This is a genomic window from Sphaerisporangium sp. NPDC088356 (assembly GCF_040685555.1).
GTDB lineage: Bacteria > Actinomycetota > Actinomycetes > Streptosporangiales > Streptosporangiaceae > Sphaerisporangium.
Genome location: NZ_JBFBIK010000095.1, coordinates 10,352 through 30,530, shown reverse-complemented (window position 1 = coordinate 30,530; position 20,179 = coordinate 10,352). Strand labels below are relative to the sequence as shown.

Annotated in this window: 16 protein-coding genes and 1 pseudogene; 12 read left to right on the top strand and 5 right to left on the bottom strand. The window is 69.8% G+C overall.

Annotation, left to right across the window (positions count from 1 at the left end; translation table 11 throughout):
• Positions 1–163: 163 nt before the first annotated feature.
• From AB0O34_RS27585 to AB0O34_RS27535, 11 genes are all read left to right on the top strand, one after another.
• Entirely contained in the window at positions 164–1,138 is a 975-nt protein-coding gene (locus AB0O34_RS27585) for a sugar ABC transporter permease (protein ID WP_363920155.1), read from the top strand.
• Complete coding sequence (locus AB0O34_RS27580; protein ID WP_363920153.1) at positions 1,135–1,968, top strand: carbohydrate ABC transporter permease; 834 nt, start codon at positions 1,135–1,137, stop codon at positions 1,966–1,968. The genes AB0O34_RS27585 and AB0O34_RS27580 overlap by 4 nt, the downstream gene beginning before the upstream one ends.
• A 2-nt stretch (positions 1,969–1,970) precedes the next feature.
• Positions 1,971–3,407, top strand: coding sequence for a GH1 family beta-glucosidase (locus tag AB0O34_RS27575; protein WP_363920151.1), 1,437 nt, complete (start codon positions 1,971–1,973; stop codon positions 3,405–3,407).
• Positions 3,404–4,393, top strand: a complete 990-nt coding sequence (locus AB0O34_RS27570) for a LacI family DNA-binding transcriptional regulator (protein ID WP_363920149.1) — start codon at positions 3,404–3,406, stop codon at positions 4,391–4,393. Before AB0O34_RS27575 ends, AB0O34_RS27570 begins: the two co-directional genes overlap by 4 nt.
• A 25-nt stretch (positions 4,394–4,418) precedes the next feature.
• Positions 4,419–5,414 (top strand): LacI family DNA-binding transcriptional regulator, encoded by a 996-nt coding sequence (locus tag AB0O34_RS27565; RefSeq protein ID WP_363920147.1) that lies wholly within the window; start codon positions 4,419–4,421, stop codon positions 5,412–5,414.
• Between the two features lie 273 nt (positions 5,415–5,687).
• A complete protein-coding gene (locus tag AB0O34_RS27560; protein WP_363920145.1) occupies positions 5,688–6,086 on the top strand; it encodes a hypothetical protein in 399 nt (132 codons plus the stop codon).
• Positions 6,087–6,320: 234 nt separating this feature from the next.
• Positions 6,321–6,593, top strand: a complete 273-nt coding sequence (locus AB0O34_RS27555) for a hypothetical protein (RefSeq protein ID WP_363920163.1) — start codon at positions 6,321–6,323, stop codon at positions 6,591–6,593.
• 117 nt (positions 6,594–6,710) lie between these two features.
• On the top strand, positions 6,711–7,064 hold the full coding sequence (locus AB0O34_RS27550; protein ID WP_363920161.1) for a YciI family protein: 354 nt from the start codon (positions 6,711–6,713) through the stop codon (positions 7,062–7,064).
• Between the two features lie 497 nt (positions 7,065–7,561).
• Positions 7,562–9,313 carry a discoidin domain-containing protein gene (locus AB0O34_RS27545; protein WP_363920143.1) on the top strand — a complete coding sequence of 584 codons (1,752 nt, stop codon included), beginning with the start codon at positions 7,562–7,564 and terminating at the stop codon, positions 9,311–9,313.
• A 63-nt stretch (positions 9,314–9,376) separates the two neighbouring features.
• Positions 9,377–10,681, top strand: a complete 1,305-nt coding sequence (locus AB0O34_RS27540) for a DUF1996 domain-containing protein (RefSeq protein WP_363920141.1) — start codon at positions 9,377–9,379, stop codon at positions 10,679–10,681.
• A 97-nt stretch (positions 10,682–10,778) separates the two neighbouring features.
• Positions 10,779–11,378, top strand: coding sequence for a DUF305 domain-containing protein (locus tag AB0O34_RS27535; protein WP_363920139.1), 600 nt, complete (start codon positions 10,779–10,781; stop codon positions 11,376–11,378).
• Positions 11,379–11,536: 158 nt separating this feature from the next.
• Here the strand turns inward: AB0O34_RS27535 and AB0O34_RS27530 are convergent, their stop codons facing one another.
• Positions 11,537–12,283 carry a HAMP domain-containing sensor histidine kinase gene (locus AB0O34_RS27530; RefSeq protein WP_363920137.1) on the bottom strand — a complete coding sequence of 249 codons (747 nt, stop codon included), beginning with the start codon at positions 12,281–12,283 and terminating at the stop codon, positions 11,537–11,539.
• 797 nt (positions 12,284–13,080) lie between these two features.
• Here AB0O34_RS27530 and AB0O34_RS27525 point away from each other — a divergent pair.
• Positions 13,081–14,499: a HAMP domain-containing sensor histidine kinase gene (locus tag AB0O34_RS27525; protein ID WP_363920135.1), complete on the top strand. Its 1,419-nt coding sequence runs from the start codon at positions 13,081–13,083 to the stop codon at positions 14,497–14,499.
• Between the two features lie 33 nt (positions 14,500–14,532).
• Here the strand turns inward: AB0O34_RS27525 and AB0O34_RS27520 are convergent, their stop codons facing one another.
• From AB0O34_RS27520 to AB0O34_RS27505, 4 genes and pseudogenes are all read right to left on the bottom strand, one after another.
• Complete coding sequence (locus tag AB0O34_RS27520; RefSeq protein ID WP_363920159.1) at positions 14,533–15,270, bottom strand: ribonuclease HII; 738 nt, start codon at positions 15,268–15,270, stop codon at positions 14,533–14,535.
• Positions 15,271–15,510: 240 nt separating this feature from the next.
• A complete protein-coding gene (locus AB0O34_RS27515) occupies positions 15,511–16,704 on the bottom strand; it encodes an ROK family protein (RefSeq protein ID WP_363920133.1) in 1,194 nt (397 codons plus the stop codon).
• A gap of 167 nt (positions 16,705–16,871) precedes the next feature.
• Complete coding sequence (locus AB0O34_RS27510; RefSeq protein WP_363920131.1) at positions 16,872–19,148, bottom strand: RICIN domain-containing protein; 2,277 nt, start codon at positions 19,146–19,148, stop codon at positions 16,872–16,874.
• A gap of 12 nt (positions 19,149–19,160) precedes the next feature.
• Positions 19,161–20,179, bottom strand: a pseudogene (locus AB0O34_RS27505) (chitinase); the annotation flags it as partial.

The following is a 20,179-nucleotide window of genomic DNA, read 5'->3' as shown; positions in this document are numbered from 1 at the left end:
CCCGCGGGGTGGGGCCGGCCGGGTCACCCCGGGCCGGCCACACACCTGCCGGGCGCGCCGCCGGGCGCGTCCGACCAGGTGGTCCTCCTCCGCATCCGATGGCGGGGCGCGCCGGACCGATGGCCGCCCTGCCCGATCCGATGGCTTGCCGAAAGGAGCTGCCATGGCCACCCGTGCCCCCGACAACCTGGCGGCGATCCCGCCTCATCCGCCGGTGCGGTCCGGACCCGGGACGCACCGGCGCCACCTGGTGCACCGGATGGACGTCAAGGCCTCGCCTTACGCCTACGTCGCCCCGTTCTTCCTGCTGTTCTGCGCGTTCGGGTTGTTCCCCCTCGCGTACACCGCCTGGGTGAGCCTGCACGACTGGACGCTGCTGTCCGACGTGCACAAGTTCGTCGGGCTCGACAACTTCACCGCGCTGCTCGGCGACGACTACTTCTGGAACGCCACGTTCAACACGCTGTCCATCGGCGTGCTGTCGACGGTGCCCCAGCTGCTGCTGGCCATCTGGCTCGCGCACCTGCTGAACCGCCCGCTACGGGCCCAGACCCTGTTCAGGGTCACGCTGCTGCTGCCGAACGTGACCAGCGTGGTCGCCGTCGTCGTCATCTTCAGCCAGCTCTTCGGCCGGGACTACGGCCTGATCAACTGGGTGCTGTCCTGGTTCGGCGCCGGCTCCGTCGACTGGAACGCCGGCACCGCCACCTCCCACACCGCGATCTCCATCATGATCATGTGGAGGTGGACGGGCTACAACACGCTGATCTTCCTGGCGGCGATGCAGGCCGTGCCGCGCGAGCTGTACGAGGCCGCCACCATCGACGGCGCGAGCGGGTTCACCCAGCTCCGCAAGATCACCGTCCCGATGATCCGGCCCACGATCGTGTTCGTGGTCATCACCTCCACGATCGGCGCCATGCAGGTGCTCGCCGAGCCGCTGCTGTTCGGCACCTACAGCGTCACCGGCGGTCCCGACCGCCAGTACCAGACGCTGTCGCTGTTCATCTACGAGAACTTCACCAAGCTGGACTTCGGCTACGCCTCTGCCGTCTCCTGGATGATGTTCATCTTCATCGTCGTCATCGCGGGTGTGAACTACCTGCTGACCCGCCGGACGAGAGGAAGCCTGACGTGAACCGGCCCCTCGGAGCGAGCACGGCCCGCACGCTCACCTACCTCACCCTGCTGGCGGTGGCGTTCTTCTCGGCCCTCCCGCTGTACTACAGCGTGGTCGTCGCCTCGCGCGACAACTCGGCGCTGGCCGACGTGCCGCCCCCGCTGCTGCCGGGCGGCAACCTCCTCGCCAACGTGGAACGGGTCTTCGACACCGTGCCCTTCGCGCTCGCGCTGCTGAACTCCGTCCTGGTGTCCGGCGCCATCGCGATCTCGGTGATGTTCTTCTCCACCCTGGCCGGGTTCGCCTTCGCCAAGCTGCGCTTCCGCGGCGGCAAGATCCTGCTGGTGGTCACCGTGGCGACCATGATGGTGCCGACCCAGCTCGGCATCATCCCGCTGTACCTGCTCATGGTGAAGCTGGAGTGGACCGGCTCCATGTACGCGCTGGTCGTCCCCGCGCTCACCAACGCCTTCGGCGTGTTCTTCATGACGCAGTACCTGTCGCGTGCGCTGCCGACCGAGCTGCTGGAGGCCGGCCGGGTCGACGGCTGTACCACCTGGGGCCTGTTCTGGCACGTGGTGCTCCCGGCCGCGCGACCGGCGGCGGCCGTCCTCGGCATGCTGACCTTCATGTCCGCGTGGAACGACTACTTCTGGCCGCTGGTCGTGCTGACCCCGGAGAACCCCACCGTGCAGGTCGCGCTGTCGACGCTCGCCGCCGGGTACGTCAGCGACTACGCGCTCAGCCTGACCGGCACGGCACTGGGCACGCTGCCGCTGGTCATCGTGTTCGCCCTGCTCGGGAAGCAGGTCATCGGAGGAATCATGCAAGGAGCTGTGAAGGGATGACCATGACCGTCACCACTCGGGGGACCCTGCCTTCATATCTGACGGAGGGACGGGCGGTCTTCCCCGAAGGCTTCATATGGGGCGCCGCCACGGCGTCCTACCAGATCGAGGGGGCCGCCAGGGACGACGGCCGCGGCCCCTCGGTCTGGGACACCTTCTCCCGCACGCCCGGCAAGGTCGCCTTCGGGCACACCGGTGACGTGGCCTGCGACCACTACTACCGCTACGCCGACGACGTGCGGCTGATGAGCGATCTCGGCCTCGGCGCCTACCGGTTCTCCATCGCGTGGCCGCGCGTGCAGCCGGACGGCAGCGGGCCGATCAACACCCGGGGCCTCGACTTCTACGACCGCCTCGTCGACGAGCTGGCCGGCGCCGGCATCACGCCGTACGTCACCCTCTACCACTGGGACCTGCCCCAGACGCTGGAGGACCGCGGCGGCTGGACCAACAGGGACACCGCGTACCGGCTGGCCGAATACGCCGAGGCCGTCCACGCCCGCCTGGGTGACCGGGTGCGTAACTGGGCCACGCTGAACGAGCCCTGGGTGCAGGCCTTCCTCGGGTACGGCTCCGGTGTGCACGCGCCCGGACGCCAGGACCCCGCGTCCGCGCTGATCGCCGCGCACCACTTCCTGCTCGGCCACGGCCTCGCCACCCAGGCGCTCCGCACGGCAGGGGCGGAGGAGATCATGCTGGTCATCAACTCCTCGCCCGTGCTCACCCCGGCGCAGGGCAACGACCCCGCCGCCGAGCCGTCGGAGGCCGACGCCGAGGCCGTGAACCGCGTCGACTGCCTGCTCAACCGGCAGATCCTCGACCCCGTGCTGCGCGGGAGCTACCCGGCCGAGGTGCTGGAGATCGTCGAGCGGATCGCCGGTCTCGACCACATCCACGACGACGACCTCGGCGACATCCACCAGCGGACCGACGTCATCGGCGTCAACTACTACAACCCCTGCATCGTGCAGGCGAGCCCGGGAGAGCCCTCCAACCCCGCGTGGCCCGGCACCGAGGACATCCTGTTCCCCGCCCTCGACGTCCCGAAGACCGCCATGGAGTGGCCGATCGTCCCCACGGGACTGTCGCGCCTGCTGCTGCGCCTGTCGCACGACTACCCGGAGGTCGGCCTGATGGTCACCGAGAACGGCGCCGCCTTCGACGACGTGGTGACCAGGACGGACGCGGGGGAGCGGGTCCACGACGCCGACCGCACGGCCTACATCGACTCGCACCTGCGGGCCGTGCACGCCGCCATCGAGGGCGGGGCCGACCTGCGCGGCTACCTCGTGTGGTCGCTGCTGGACAACTTCGAGTGGGCCGAGGGCTACCACCGCAGGTTCGGCATCGTCCACATCGACTTCGCCACGCAGCGGCGGCTACTCAAGGACAGCGCGGAGTGGTACCGCGGAGTCATCAGGGAGAATGGGCTGGCATGAGACGACCCACCTTGGAGGCGGTCGCCGCCCGTGCGGGGGTGTCGAAGTCCAGCGTCTCCCGGGTGGTGAACGGCGAGGCCACGGTGAGCCCGCAGATCCGTGACCTGGTGATCCGGGCCGTGCGCGAGCTGGGTTACGTTCCGAACGGCGCGGCCAGGAGCCTCGCGACCCAGCGCACCAGCGCGGTCGCGGTGATCGTCTCCGACCCTCCCAAGGGGCTGGTGTCCGACGACCCGATGTTCTCCGCGGTCGTCCGCACGGTGAGCCGCGAGCTGGAGGCGGCGGGCAAGCAGGTCACGCTCATGCTCGCCGGGTCGCCCGAGAGCCAGCTCCGGGTGGAGCAGTTCGTGGCCGCCGGGCACGTGGCGGGGGTCATGCTCGTGTCGATGCACGGCGCCGACCCCCTGCCGGGTTCCCTGGCGCGGATGGGCGTCCCCATGGTGTCGCACGGCAAGTCCGTCGCCGGGGTGCCGTACGTCGACAACGACAACCTGGGCGGCGCGACCGTGGCCGTCAAGCACCTGCTGGACATGGGGCGGCGGCGCATCGCGACGATCACCGGCCCGCTCGACATGGTGGCCTCACAGGACCGTCTCACGGGTTACCGTGAGACCCTGCGGGACACCGGTCGCCGGTCGATCGTCGCCATCGGCGACTTCACCCGGATCTCCGGCGCCGAGGGCATGCGGCAGCTTCTCGACGACGACCCGGCCCTGGACGCCGTGTTCGCGGCCAACGACCTGATGGCCATCGGCGCCCTGCGCGCCCTGCGCGAGGCGGGGCGGCGGGTGCCCGAGGACGTCGCGGTCGTGGGCTTCGACGACATAGAGGCCGCGTCCTACACCACGCCGCCGCTGACCACCGTGCGAAGTTCCATGCGGGACCAGGCGCTGGCCACGGCGAGGCTGCTGCTCGGCCTGTTCGAAGGCGGGTCCGGCGTCCCGGTCATCATGCCCAACGAACTGGTGATCAGGGAGTCGGCGTGATCACATCATCGTGGAGGGCACAGGTATGAGACGACCGACTCTCGAGGCCGTGGCGGCACGGGCGGGGGTGTCCCGTGCCACGGTCTCCCGGGTGGTCAACGGAGGGACGACCGTCACGGCGGAGCTGCGTGAGGCGGTGATGCGGGCGGTGGACGAGATGGGCTACGTGCCCAACCTCGCGGCGCGGAGCCTGGTCACCCAGCGGACCGACTCGATCGCGCTGGTGGTCTCCGAACCGCCGACGAGGGTCTTCTCCGACGACCCGATGTTCTCCACGGTCATCCGCTCCGCCAGCGCGGAGCTGGAGGCCGCCGACAAGCAGGTCATACTGATGCTCGCCGGCACCCCGACGAGCCACGCCCGCGTGGAGCGCTACCTCACGGGCGGGCACGTCGACGGCGTCATGCTGATCTCGATGCACGGCGCCGATCCGCTCCCGGCCGCGATCATGCGCATGCGTGTCCCCGTGGTCTCGCACGGCAGGCCCGCCGTCAACGTGAACCTGCCCTACGTCGACAACGACAACGTGGGCGGCGCCGAGGCGGCCGTACGCCACCTGCTCGACCGGGGACGCCGGCGCATCGCCACGATCGCGGGGCCGCCCGACATGATCGGGGGCCAGGACCGGCTGGCCGGGTACCGCTCGGTGCTCCAGGGTTCCGACCGGCGCTCCATCGTCGCGATAGGAGACTTCACCCGCGAGTCGGGAGCGATCGCCATGAGGCAGCTTCTGGAGGACGATCCCGGGCTCGACGCCGTCTTCGTCGCCAACGACCTGATGGCGATCGGGGCGCTCCAGGCGCTCCGGCAGGCGGGCCGCCGGGTGCCCGACGACGTGGCCGTGGTCGGGTTCGACGACATCGAGGCCGCGTCGTACACCGAGCCCCCGCTGACGACGGTCCGCCAGCCGTTCCGCGAGCAGGCGGCGGCCATGGTGCGGCTGCTGCTCCGCCTCCTCGAAGGCGGCCCGGCCGATCCGGTGGTCCTCCCCACCGAACTGATCGTCCGCGAGTCCGCGTAGAAGCGCCGCGACGCCGCCTGCCATAAGGCCCACATAAAGGGGCCCCGGCAGGCGGCGTTCGCGCGTTCACGGGCCCCTCAGGGCCGTAGGTGCGCGTGCCAGGCGCGACTTCCCTCTCCTGACCGGCGAGGCGATGACGGCCGTTCCCCTCCCGACAACTTCGGTAGTCTTGACAATAAAATTGTTCGGTGAGACCGTTGGGTCATGGACGAAGCGGCGGAGACCGAAACCGCCGCGGGGGCCGGCACATCACAGACGGCTTGGAGGCTTGAGATGGACGCGTTGCACAGAGGCTGGGACATGTATCTCCACACGCTGGACCAGTACCTCACCCACTTCCCCGACAAGTTCGCGCTGGTGGTGTCCGGTGCCGGTCCGCGAGAGGGCGGCGAGCCGGTCTGGAAACTGCTGGAGCGCGGGCTCGGGGTCAAGGGCGAGATCGTGCAGGGCGACCGGGTGCGGCTCACCCCGGAGGGCCTGGAGCCGATCGAGGGCGTCGCCGACTACGTGGCCCCGGGCTTCCTGGGAGTGCGCACCGGAGACGGGCTCTACCGGTTCGTCGCGGGACTGCACGACACGGTGGTGATCGGCCGGCACATCTTCTCCGACGACGCCGACCCCGAGGACGTCGAGCGGGCCTGGCAGGACTGGCTCGCCAAGCTGTTCGCCTAGCCCGTCTTCCCGCTGCCTACAAAGCAGCGAGAGGGGGCGGTGAATCCCGCTCGGTTATTTGTTCGTGAACAAATGCACAGTCCTCGGAAAGAGAAAGATAAATGACGAACTCGACCGCCCGCGCCGATCTGTCCATCGCGATCGTCCTGGTCCTCGTCTCCGGTACCATCGGCGTAGGCGGCCACGGGAAGAGGACCCCGGGCACCACCTGGGACTGAATGAGGACGGGTGACGATGCTGGTCGAGTTGACGATGCACCGCACCACCACCTCGCAGGCTTCGGCCAATTCTCCGATCGACGGAATACGCATATTGGCACTCCTGCCCGAAAAATGGCATAAAGACCTCAGACAGGGCAATGGCGACATCATCATCCGTGTCGACACCGCGGACGACACCACCAGCGCCCAGATCCAGGCCACTGTGAACGCGGCTCTCACCGACCCGGCAATCAGCCACTGGCAACTGCGCGCCTGCGAAACCCTCAGCACCGACGACGGCTCGTAATCTCTCTCTGATTCTTTCTTCCCGAAGGATGTAGAGAACCCGTCGCCGGCTCCGACCCAGGTGTGCGAGGCGCCCACAGCGGGTGCCCGGACCTGAGGAGCGCGAGCCGTGAAGTACATGCTGATGATCTACATGAACACCGACACCTGGGACACCCTGTCGGAGCAGCAGCGTGACGAGGTGTTCGCCGGCCACGACGCGTTGATCAAGGCGATCACCGAATCCGGCGAGATGGTCGCCACCGAGGCGCTGGCCGACCCGGCGACCAGTTCCACCGTGCGGGTGCGCGGCGGGGTCACCGAGGCGACGGACGGGCCGTACGCCGAGGCCAAGGAGTTCTTCTGCGGCTACTACCTGGTCGACTGCGACAGCAGGGAGCGCGCCGTCGAACTCGCGGCCCAGATCCCTGACGCGAGGTACACCGGCGTCGAGGTTCGCCCGCTCATGGGCGACGGCGGCACTGACGCCTGACCCCGCACCTCGCGGGGAAGATCTTCTGGGGCGTCCCCGAATCCGGGCGGAAGCCGGCCGGGCGGGGCGACGAGGGCCGGGACGCGGGGAACCGAGTCCCGGCCCTCGCCATGCGGGCGGGCGGCCCCGCTCCCCGGCCCGCTTCGCGCAGGAAGATCATGAAGAACGCGCTCCCTCATGCGGGACACCTCACGGACATCTCCCGTCTTGCCGTATGCAAGATCCTTTGGCCACCCGTGCGAGGAACGGTCAAGGGCGGGCCAGAAACCGCTCCCTGAAAACGCCGCGCGTTCCCGCAGCTCAGTGGTGGTTGTTTCGATTTAAACGGATCTCCAGGGAGCGCTCCCTCAGACGCACTCCGAAATGCCCGATCATGTGCAGCACGTTTCCAGCCGGTTAATTAGGGCCTTGACAGGCGTTGTCGGAGGAGAGCACTCTCTCGTTGAGAGAGCGCTCCCCGAGCCCCTGTGGTACTACCCCCCACTTCAGGAGACGCGATGCCGCCGTCCCCAAATTCTCCTCGCAACCGCCTGGCCCTGCTCGTCGCCCTGGCGGTCGCCCTGATCATGTCCTGTCTGACGATCGTGCCCGCCATGGCCGCCGACACGTTGCTTTCCCAAGGGAAGCCGGCGACGGCCTCGTCCACGGAAAACGCGGTCTTCCCGGCCTCCGCGGCCGTTGACGGCAACGCCGGGACCCGCTGGTCGAGCGGCTTCGCCGACCCGCAGTGGATCCAGGTCGATCTGGGCGCCACCGCCACCATCTCCCAGGTGGTGCTGAACTGGGAGGCCGCCTACGGCAAGGCGTTCCAGATCCAGACCTCGGCCGACGCCGCCACCTGGACCAACGTCTACACGACCACGACCGGCACCGGCGGCAACCAGACCCTCGCGGTCAACGGGTCCGGCCGCTACGTGCGCCTTTACGGCACCCAGCGCTCCACCCAGTACGGCTACTCGCTGTGGGAGTTCCAGGTCTTCGGCACCACCGGCGGCACCAGCACGCCGACCCCGACGCCGACCATCACCCCCACCGGTGACCCCGGTGGTGACAAGCTCCTGTCGTACAACAAGCCCGGCGTGGCCTCCAGCTCGCAGAGCGACGGCAACTGCTACGAGTGCACCCCCGCCAGGGCGTTCGACCGCGACCCGGCCAGCCGCTGGGCCACCAGCTCCACCACCGGCTGGGTGGACCCGGGCTGGATCTACGTCGACCTCGGCGCGACCGCCCAGATACACAAGGTGATCCTCCAGTGGGACCCGGCCTACGCCAAGGCCTTCCAGATCCAGGTCTCACCGGACGCCGCCAACTGGACCTCGATCTACTCCACGACCACGGGCACCGGGTTCAAGCAGACCTTGACCGTGAACGGCACCGGCCGCTACGTGCGGATGTACGGCACCCAGCGCTCCTCGGCCTACGGCTACTCGCTGTGGGAGTTCCAGGTGTGGGGCACCGGCGGCGCGCCCATCACCCCGCCCCCGCTGCCGCCCGACCCCCGCAACCCCCCGCAGCTGGTGTGGAGCGACGAGTTCAACAGCGGCGCCGGCACCAAGCCCGACCCGGCCAAGTGGGTCTCCGACTTCGGCACCGGCCAGAACGCCGAGCTGCAGTACTACACCAACAACAACAACACCTCCACCGACGGCGCGGGCAACCTCGTGATCGAGGCCCGCAAGGAGACCACCGCCGGATCCGCCTGCCCCGGCGGCCCTTGCCAGTACACCTCCGGGCGCATCAACACCGGCACCAAGTTCAGCTTCACCTACGGCCGCGTCGAGGCCCGGATCAAGGTGCCCAAGGGCAACGGCCTGTGGCCCGCGTTCTGGATGATGGGCGCCGACTTCCTCACCGGTCGTCCCTGGCCGTACAACGGCGAGGTCGACATCATGGAGATCCTCGGCAAGGACACCAAGACCGCCTACTCCACGATCCACGCGCCGGCCTACAACGGCGGCGGCGGCATCGGCTCGCCGTACACCCTGCCGGGCGGGGCGGACTTCGCCGACGACTTCCACGTGTGGGCCATGAACTGGGACAGCAAGGGCATCGTCTACACCCTCGACGGCCGCACGGTCTTCACGCTGGACAAGGCGCAGGTCGAGGCGACGCGTGGCCCGTGGGTCTACGACCACCCGTTCTACCTGATCCTCAACCTCGCCGTGGGCGGCGACTGGCCCGGTCCGCCGGACGCCTCCACCGGGTTCCCGAAGCGAATGCTCGTCGACTACGTCCGCGTCTACCAGTAGGCGCACGGGTTCCGGTACGGCCAGGGGCCGTACCGGAACCGTCCTCACAAAGGAGACTCCTCAATGGATCGGGACATCCCCCCACCCCGTATCCGGCGGCGCCGCACACGTACGGCCTTGCTGATCGGCGCCCTCGCGGCGCTGCTCGGCGGGTCCATCGTGACCGCCGCCACGCCGGCCAGCGCGGCCGACGCCCTGATTTCGCAGGGCAGGACGGCCACCGCCTCCTCCACCGAGAACGCCGGCACCCCCGCCTCCGCCGCCGTCGACGGCAACGGCGGCACCCGCTGGTCGAGCGCGGCCAGTGACCCCCAGTGGCTGCAGGTCGACCTGGGCGCGACCGCCACGGTCAGCCAGGTCGTGCTGAACTGGGAGAACGCGTACGCCACCGACTACACCATCCAGACGTCCGCGAACGGCAGCGCGTGGACGACGATCAAGACCGTGACCGGCGCCACCGGCGGCAACCAGACGCTCGCCGTCTCGGGCACCGGCCGCTACGTCAGGTTGCAGACCACCAAGCGCGCCACCCAGTGGGGCGTCTCGCTCTGGGAGTTCCAGGTGTTCGGCACCGGCGGCGCCGCGCCTCCCACGCAGCCCCCTGGCAACGTCGTGCGCGTGGCGGAGTTCCTCGCGGACTGCCCGTTCAGCCACCGCTTGCCCGACGACCCGATCATCTTCCCGGGCCTGCCCGGCGCCTCCCACATGCACAGCTTCTTCGGCAGCACGACGACCAACGCGAACAGCACGGTCGGCAGCCTGCAGAACGCGAACAGCAACTGCAACCCGGCCGTCGACAAGTCGGCGTACTGGGTGCCCACCTTCTACAAGGACAACGTCCCTGTGGAGCCGGTCATTACCACGTTCTACTACCTGGGCGAGGGTGTGCGTAACGACATCGTCGCTCAGACCCAGCCCCTGCCCCTGGGCCTGCGGATCGTGGCCGGCAACGCCAAGGCGACCGCGCCGGACGCGACCACCATCTCCCGCTGGTCGTGCCTGCACGCGGGCGAGGTCAACCCCGGCAAGGACTTCGTCAACTGCCCGGCCGGCACCATGCTGGAGTCGTACCTCGACTTCCCGCAGTGCTGGAACGGCAGGGACCTGGACTCGGCGGACCACAAGAGCCACATGGCCTACCCGGTCAACGGCGCCTGCCCCGCCACCCACCCGGTCCCGGTGCCGAAGCTGCGCCAGGTCCTGCGGTACCCGGTCACCGGTGACCCGTCGCACTTCCGGCTCGCGTCGGGAGCGGGGTTCACCATGCACGGCGACTTCTTCAACGCCTGGCCCGAGGCCGAGATGGCGCGCCGCGTGAACGACTGCATCCGTCCGATCATCAAGTGCGGAGCCGACGGCCGCCCATGAGCCGCAGGTTCCGGTAGATACTCCCAGGGGCGGGGAGTGCGGCTACGCCGAATCCGCCGCCTCGCCCCTGGGGCACCACCAGTCGAGAGGACCCGGCATGAGATTCTTCGCGCGGTCGGCCGCGACCGCCGTGTTGCTCGCCGCGTCGCTCGCCACGGGGTGCGCCGCCACGCCACCGGCCCCGCGCCCCCCGGCGGCGCCGGGCGGCCAGGCCACCGCCCCTTCCCCCGCGGCCTGCCCGGCCGCGGGGGACTTCGGCCCCACCGACGTCGCCTGGGTCGAGCTGATGATCCCGATGGACGAGCTGGCCCTGCGCATGCTGGCCCTGGTCCAGGACAAGTCCGCCGACCCGGACATGAAGCGGCTGGCCGCACGGATCAGCACGGCCCACCGCTCGGAGCTGGTGAAGCTCCGCCAGCTCCTGCTGCGGTCGGGCGTGCCGGAGACCAACCCCCACCAGGGACACAACATGCCCGGCATGGTGACCCCCGAGGAGCTCGGCGCCATCGGCCGCACCTCGGGCGCCGCGTTCGACCGCCTGGTCACCGAGCACCTTCGCGAGCACCTGAAGCAGTCGGTCGTGGTGGCCCAGGGCGAGCAGCGCTCGGGCACCAACCAGGACACCAAGACCCTCGCCGCCGGCATGGAGAAGAGCAGGGCGTCCCAGCTCGCCGACCTCGACCGGCTCGCCGGCTGAGCCCTCCCGGCGTCAGCCGGCGAAGACGGACGACAGCCGCGGCCAGTGCGCCGCCGCGCACAGGACCGGTGGACCTGGTGGGTCTCCGGACTCGTGTGGACGGGATCCCGCCGGCCGGGCCGGGTGCGCCAACACCCGGTCCGGCGCGCCACCCCTGGTCACACGGACGCGCCGGGCCCTCCATCAACCGGCGAGTCCGGGGCGAGGGGCAACCGGAGGACGAAGCGGGCGCCGCCGGTACAGGACTCCTCCACGGTCAGGGTCCCGTCATGGGACATGGCGATGTCCCTGGCGATCGTCAGGCCGAGGCCGGCGCCGCCGCGCCCGCGGCTGCGGGCGGGGTCCAGCCGGGTGAACGGTTCGAAGATGCGTTCCCGGTCGGCCTCCGCGACGCCCTCGCCGTCGTCGGCCACGGTCAGCACCGCCGCCCCGCCGTCGAGGCACACCTGGACCTGCACCATGCTGCAGGCGTACCGCTCGGCGTTCGCCATCAGGCTGGTGATCACCCGGGCGATCTGGGTGCGTACGACCTCGACGGTGACCCGGGGATCCAGTCTCAGCCGCACCATGCGGCGAAACCTTCTGGGGTGCAGCTGTGCCTGGACCAGCTCGCCCAGGTCCACCGGCTCGCGCTCGACGGGCTCGCCCGCCCTCAGCCGGGCGAGCAGGAGCAGGTCGGTGACGATCTGCTGCAGGCGGTTGACGTCGCCGAGCGCGCGGTTGAGCAGGCTGATCAGGTCGGTGTCGTCCGGGTGCAGCTGCGCCTCCTCCAGTTGGGCGCGAAGCCCGGCCACAGGGGTGCACAGCTCGTGCGAGGCGTCCGCGATGAGCCGCCGTTGCTGGTCGAGCAGTCGTTCCAGCCGGCCCGCGCCGTCCGCGATGTCTTCCCGGCGCCCGGCGGGCATGTCCGGAAACCGAGCTGGAACTTCGTGCTGACACATGATCCGTACCTTCGTTCCTCGCTGACATGAACAGAAGTGGTTCGTCTAGCGGGGAGCCCCGCGTTCGACTCCCACGATGCCGTTTCCGCGGGGTCCGGGTCATCGTGGCCAGCCCCCACTGCGCGTTCACGCCACCGGGGTCCTCCTATGCCTGCTAGCTGCAATGCCCGGGGAAGTACTCGCTGGAATCCTTGAAGGGTGTCAGCGCACTGCTTGGTCGTCGATGCCAACGCCCGGTTCCCCGAGCCGCCCGCGACCCGCCCAAGCGCGAGGAGATCACCGTCGTCGGCATGGCGCGCAACGGCAAGAAATCGCCTCAAAAATGCATTGACCAGTACAAATGCATATACATCCGGCACCTAGCCTTGTAATGGTCAGCGGTAAACTGGGGTTCGTGCGTGCGGGCATCCTGTCGCCTCTACTGCGCACGACGCGCCCGGCTCTCGTGCTGGGCATATTGGTCGGCGTCTCGTGTGTGGTGATCGAGACAGGCCTGAGCCGCTTGATCAAACAGGTCGCGCCCGTGACCTCGTTCGGCATGATCTACCTGCTCGGCGTCCTTGTGACCACGAACCTCTGGGGTCTCGGCCTGGCTCTGACGACCGCGCTGGTCAGCGGCGAGCGCGAGGCCATGACGGGACGCAGCAGCATCTGGTCTCGCTCGGGCTGGAACTGCGGCCCGCGGCACTCCGCGTCCCGCCCGAGTCGCGCGAGCTCAGGGAAAGCCTCGATCATGCCGTGGACGTGGGAGGACCCGAGGAATGGAAGCGGTGCGCGGATGGTCGGTCAGGTCTCGCTTCACGCTGTTCAGTGCCGTGGTGGCCGCGCTGCTGTGCACGCTGTGCGCCACGGTCCTCATGGTGACCATCCATCGCCTGGTGACGGGATACCTCACCGACGAGGTGGCATCCGCGGGAGGTCGCGTCGCGTCGGAGCTGGAGGTGCAGGGCCGGCTCCCCGATCTTCTCGCGCACGGCCAGATCCGCCACATCCAGATGGTCGGCCCGCAGGGGGCGGTCGTCGCGGCCACCGACACGATGCGGGGAAAGCCGCCGATGGCCGCCTTCACCCCCGAGGGCGGCAGGAGAACCGCCCATTCCGTGGTGTGCGGCGGGGCGTTCCCCGGCCGCGAGTGCCACATCGTGGTCGCCCATCGGGTCTACGTCAACGGCGGGAAATGGACCATCTACAGCGCCGCCCCTGTCATCCCCGCTCTGGTCGACGGCAGGCTCACCGCTCTGGTGCTGGGCGTGGGAGTGCTGCTCACCATCGCCATCTCCTACCTCGGCAACCGGATCGTCGCCTGCACCCTCCAGCCGGTCGAGGCCATCCGATCGGAGCTGGACGAGATCAACGCCACCTGCCCGGGCCGCCGGGTCCCGGTCCCCGAGAGCCACGACGAGATCTTCCAACTGGCCGAGAGCGTCAACCACACCCTGGGGCGGCTGCAGGCCGCGATGGAGCAGCAGCGACGGCTCACCTCCGACGCCTCCCACGACCTGCGCAGCCCGATCACCGCCATGCGCGCCGAGGTGGAGGACGCGCTGATGGCCCCCGAGCAGGCGGACGTGAACGTCCTCGGCGTCGCCGTGCTCAGCGGCCTCGATCGCCTCCAGGCGATCGTGCGTGACCTGCTGACCATCGCCCGGCTGGAGGCCGGGATGCCCTGCGCCCGTGACCAGGTCGACCTGTCCGAGCTGGTCACCTCGGAGATGGACGCCCGCCATCCGGCCAAGCGCATCGACCGCGACCTGGAGGAAGCAGTCCTGGTGCTGGCCGACCGGCTGCGGCTGGCCAGGCTGATCACCAACCTGGTCGACAACGCCGAACGGCACGCCGACACCGCGATCACCGTCAGGGTGTACCGCGCCCGCGGCGGCGGCGACCGGCGCTTCGCCACCGGCGCCGCGGTGCTGGAGGTCCTCGACGACGGCGCCGGAATCGATCCCGACAAGCGCGAGCTGGTGTTCCAGCGGTTCGCCCGGCTGGACGCCGCACGCAGCAGGGACTCCGGCGGCACCGGGCTCGGCCTGCCGATCGCCCGGCAGATCGCCGAGACGACCGGCGGCACCCTCACCATCGGTGACAGCCCGCGCGGCGCGCGCTTCGTCCTGCGCCTCCCACTCGCCCCGATCGCGCTCGGCGGCCCCCCTGCCCCGCGAGGTGACGCGTACGGATGACCCTCGCCGGCCAGGGTGTGCGCGCCGGGCGGGCTAGAGCAGCGAGAGCTGGCCCGACCCGGCGAGCGGGTCGCGGCGCTTCCTGAGGTGCCGCCACTGGGGCAGGTCGTCGAGATACGACCACGACAGCCTGTGGTGGGGCGTCGGCCCGTGCTCGGCCAGGGCCCGCTGGTGGCCGGGGGAGGGGTAGCCGGAGCTGCCGTCGAACCCGTAACCCGGATGCTCCGGGGCAAGGGCCGCCATCAGCCGGTCGCGATGCACCTTGGCCAGCACCGACGCCGCGGCCACGGTCACCGAGCGCTGGTCGGCCTTGATTTCGCACCGCACCCGCCACGGCCTGCCGATGAAGTCGTGCCCGCCATCGAGGATCACCGCGTCGGGGCGCCGCGGCAGGGCCGCGAGCGCCCGCAGCGTGGCCCGGCGCAGCGCTTCGGTCATGCCCACCTCGTCGATCTCCTCGGGCCCCGCCGCGCCGATGGCATGACACCTCAGCCAGCCCGGCAGCACCTCGGCGAACCGCTCGCGGTGCGCCCGGGCGAGCAGTTTGGAGTCGGTCAGCCGGACGGGACGCTCGCCGCGTCCGGGCAGCTCGGGCGGCGGGCTCAGGTCCGTGACGGCGGCGCACACCACGACCGGCCCGGCCCAGGCGCCACGGCCGACCTCGTCGACCCCGGCGATCAGCACGGCTCCCGCGGCGCGCAGCTCGTCCTCGATCTCGTAGCCCGCGGCCCGGCGCGGGGCGGCGGCGGGCGTGGGCGGCACGGCCTCCATGCCGGGCAGCGTGCCGGTCACAGCGACGCCTCGTGGGAGTGGCGGGCTTCGAGCAGGGCGGGGTCGGACATCTCGGGGTCCGGTCGCCGCTCCATGCGGCCGAGGCTATCGAAGTATCTTTGAGGTAACCAGTATCTCCTGGATACCGTCTGGCTCGGCAGTGAGACGCACGGCCGGAGCGGGAGCGAGACATGGGCGGCATCGTCATCTTCGGAGCGGACTGACGGGGGGACGCCGGGACTAGATGGCCGCCGGCTGCTGGCGGTGGGAGAAGGCCTTGCCGAGCAGGAACTCCTCCACCACCAGCGTCGCGGCGCCGAGCGCGACCGCGTCGGGCCCAAGCCGCCCGAGCACGATGGAGGCCGTCTCGAACGGCTGGGACAGGGAGTTCTCCAGGACGGCCTTCTTGATCTTCGGCAGCTCGTGCCGGCCCAGCAGGTGCCCGGCCCAGCCGCCGATGACGATGCGCTCGGGGTTGAACAGGTTGATGAGGTTCGCCAGGCCCGCGCCGAGGTAGTCGATGGTCTCGTCGATGACAGGGTCGCCCGACCTCACCAGCTCGGCCAGCGTGGCCTGCTCGCGGGCCATCTCGGCGGACAGCCCAGCACGTTCGAGGATGCTCCCGGCCCCGATGTAGGCCTCAAGGCACCCGCGGGCGCCGCAGCGGCAGGCACGGCCGCCCACCGCGACCTTCGTGTGGCCCCACTCGCCCGCGCTGCTGTTGACGCCCCGGTAGGTTAGCCCGTCGGTGATGATGCTGGCCCCGACCCCCGTGCCGATCAGCACGACGATGGCGTGGCGCGACCCTCTGCCGGAGCCGAACCACAGTTCGGCCTGGCCCATGGTCTTGGCGCCGTTGTCCACGTACAGCGGCAGGGGGGTGCCCGCGCGCAGGAGCGCGCCGAGCGGGACCGCGTCCCAGCCGAAGGTCTGGGCGTGGATGAGCGCCTCGGGGCCGCTCTCGACGATGCCCGGGACGCCGATGCCGACGCCCATCACCTCGGCGGGGTCGGTGCCGCTGGAGGTCAGCACGGTGTCGATGCCGTCGAGGATGTGCCGCACGACCAGGTCGACGTCGTGCCGTCCGGGGCGCAGGGTGTACTCGGCCTTGGCAAGCTCGTTCATGTCGAGGTCGAACTGCTCGACGTGCACGTGGGTCTCGCCGACGTCGACCCCGATGACGTAGCCGAAGGCCGGGTTGACGCGCAGCAGCACCCGGGGACGCCCGCCGTCGGACTCCACCAGGCCCGCCTCGACGATGACGTTCTCGGCGATCAGGTCGCCGGTGACGTTGCTGACCGAGGCGGCGCTCAGACCGGTCAGCCCGCTGAGCTCGTGGCGGCTGGTCGGACCCGTGAAGTACAGGGTGCGCAGCAGGACCGCGCGGTTGCCCCGCCGGAGGTCGCGCACCGTCCTGCGTTCGAGCCTGACCATGTTTTCCTTCCCCCGGCCTGCGGTCATGTTAGATGAGGCCGTGAAATAAGGCATCCCCTGGCCGGCTCCGTGTCGCGCCCGCCGAAACGAGGCCGCCCGCGTCCTGTGGGACACGGGCGGCCGGCGTGGCGGGGGCGCGGGGTCACGGGGACTCCGCGCCCGTCTTGTCAGGGATAGCTGACGAGGTTGGCCACGTTGGTGGAGGAGTTGGATGGGCCTCCGGTGTTGTTGATGATGTGGCTGATCGTCCCTGTGCCGCCCAGGGACACCGTCACCAGGCTGTGAAACTTCACCCCTGGAGTGTTCGGAACCTCGAAGGAGTGCGCCTCGACGACGCTGGGGTTGACGTTGAAGTAGGCGTAGCTGCCGAGGCCCCACGCTTCGTGGCTGGTGACCGAGTTGCCCACCTTGTACGCCGCGTAGCCCTGGGTGCCACCGTTCATCCACGCCGCCTGGTTGGGCGGGTCGTAGGGCAGCTCGTTCTGGTAGAAGTACGTGCGCCCGCCGTTGCCGTTCCAGATGGTCTGGTACTGCTGGTAGTGCTCGACGAACAGGCCGTACATGGTCACGTCGTTGCCGTTGACGATCAGGCCGTTGGCGGCGGTGTTGGAGTTCCAGCCGACGCCACTGCCGTGGTCGGCACGCCACAGCCACATGTGGTCGCCGATGACGTTGGAGCTGTTGACGACCAGGCTCTGGCTCGCCTTGCCGACCCCCGCGCCGCCGATCCGGAAGAACATGTCGTGCAGCGAGGTGGGGTTGGCCGCGTGGCTCTGCGAGGAGCCGGACGGCCCGACCTGCATCAGGACCGGCGAGTTGGTGGTGCCGGCGTCGATGAGCAGCCCCGCGACCTTGACCCCGTCGACGTCGGCGACCGACATCGCGGTGACGCCGTTGTCGGGGATCAGCGTGGCGAGGCCGAGGCCGAGCACCACGGTGTTGGCGCGGTTCACCCTGATCGTGTCGTTGAGGTGGTAGACACCGGGGGTGAACAGCAGGTTCTTGCCCTGGGTGAGGGCGGCGTTGATGTCGGCCGCGGAGTTGCCGGGCTTGGCGACGAAGAACTGGTCGATCGGGATGGACGACCCGGCCGGCGCGCCGCCGGTCCAGGTCGTGCCCTGGGAGTTGGTGCGCAGGGCCGGTACGAAGACCTGGTAGGCGCCGGCCTGGTCGACGTAGAGGAACGGCTTCTCCCTGACGACCGGGGTCGTGCCCACCGTGGTGTACGGAGGGTTGGGGAAGCTGGTCGACGGGGCGTTGGTGACCCCGACGAACACCATGTTCCAGTTGGAACCGGTCCAGCTGCTCCACTGGGCGTTGCGTGACAGCCACTGCTGCTGGGAGCCGGAGCGCACCTGCCCGTCGATCTTGGAGTCGGCGATGAAGCCGCCGCTCGACCATCCGCCGTCGTCCAGCTGGAGGTTGCCGCGTACGTGCATGCGGCGGTACGGCGCGGCCTGTGAGACCGCCCACCGGTCGGTGCCGGAGGGAGGGGTGACCGAGAGGTTCTCGGCGCCGCGCCAGAAGTTCTGCGTCGCGTTGCCCTGGAACCAGTCGGCCTCGGCGTGCACGCCGCCGTTGATGGTGACGTTGTCGGGCGACAGCCCGAGGCCCAGCACCTGCGTGTAGAAGCCCACGTTGACGTCGACGTTGTAGGTGCCCGGCTTGAACAGCAGGGCGAACCGGTTACCGCCGAACTGGTTGGTCTCCTGCTGGCTGAACACCGAGTTCAGCCTGCTCTGGATGGCCGAGGCCGACATCGACGGGTCGAAGACGCTGACGTTCGGGCCGAGGTCCGGGCCGTTGCCCGGCGGAGGGGTGGTGGTTCCCATGGTGAAGGACTGGGCCGCCGTTCCGTTGCACGTGTACTGCGCAAGCTGGACGCCGTCCGCCGTCGAGGCGGCGGGGACGTCCAGGCACTTGCCGCTGTTGCGATTCACGAAATGGTAGGACCCGCCGGCCTCCTCCACGGGCTGCCACTGCTGGTTGTTGCCGCCCGAGTACGACCACAGCTGGATCGGGGCGTTGTCGGCGGCCGAGACGTTGGTGACGTCCCACGCCTCCGCGGCGTTGAGGTTGCTGTTGACGCGGTAGTAGCCGCCGCTGGTCGCCTGGAGCTGCCACAGCTGCGCGCCCGAGCCGTTGCACGCGTACTGCTGCACCGCCGTGCCGTTGGCCGAGGCGGCGGCACGCGCGTCCACGCACTTGCCGCTGCCCTTGTTCACCACCGTCGTGAAGCCCGCCGGAACGGCCGCGGCCTTCAGCGCGGTGGCGGTCTTCACGGTGGTCTTCACGGTGGTCTTCGCAGCGGTCTTCTCGGTGGGTTTCGCGGTGGTTTTCGCGGTGGGGGCGGTCGCCGCGCTCGCGCCCGGCAGCGCCACCAGTGACAGGGCGACCGTCGCCAGCGCCGCCAGCACCGCGGGGATCGGATGTCTTACCGACATGAGGCCTCCCGCCTAGAAACCGGCGGTGATGCGGGTGAAGTCCCAGTTGTTCTGAGAGACGCCGCTGCAGGTCTCCGAGACGCCGCCGCCGGGGCAGGGGCGGTCGCGGTTGACCGACCAGAAGGCCAGCCGGGTGAGGCCCTTGGACTTGGCCCAGTCGCGGATCTGGGTCCAGATCGCGGTGGTGGTGACCTCCGACTGGTCGGACAGGCCGTTCATGCCCGAGATGCCCATGTGCGCGTAGGCCTGCGCGTCGGTCCAGCCCCAGGCGTTCTTGAGGGCGTTCTTCAGGCCCTCGGAGGCGTTGACCGTGTTCTGGTACATGTTCGCGCCGCCGCCGAAGTCGAACGGCATGATCGTGTAGTTGTCGACCGGCACGCCCAGCGCCTTCGACTGGTTGATCAGCCGGATGCCGTCGCCGCCGGGGCCGCCGGTGCCGGTGCCGAAAGTGAGGGCGATCTTGACGTTCGGGTTGTTCTGCTTGACGATCTTCAGTCCGCCCAGGATGCGGTCCTGAACCGTGTAGTTGGAGAACTCGTCGGTGTTCTCGATGTCGAAGTCGAGCACGGCCGGGCCTACGGCGTTGATGACCTGCTGCACGGCGCCGGCGAAGGCGGAGGACGAGGAGCAGTTCGGGCCGAGCTTGTTGCCCGACCAGCCGCCGAAGGAGACCTGCACGCTGCCGCCCGCGCCCTTGATGGCCGAGATGGTCTGCGCGTCGACCCCGCCGGTCAGCGGCCGGGAACCGTCCCACATCGGGTTGCAGCCACCGCCGGACAGGATGAAGGCCATGGTGAACGACTTGACCCCGGTGGCGCTCATCACCGAGGTGGCACTCGGCGGGCTTCCCCAGCCCATGTAGAGGTACGGCGCGCCGGGCATCTTGCCGGTCGGGGGCGGGGGCGTGGTGCCGCCGCTCGGCAGGGTCCACTTCTGGTTGGCGCCCGCGAAGCAGTCCCAGATCTGCAGGGGAGTGCCGTCGGCGGAGCTGGGTCCTGTGGCGTCCAGGCACTTGCCGAGGGCGCGCAGGG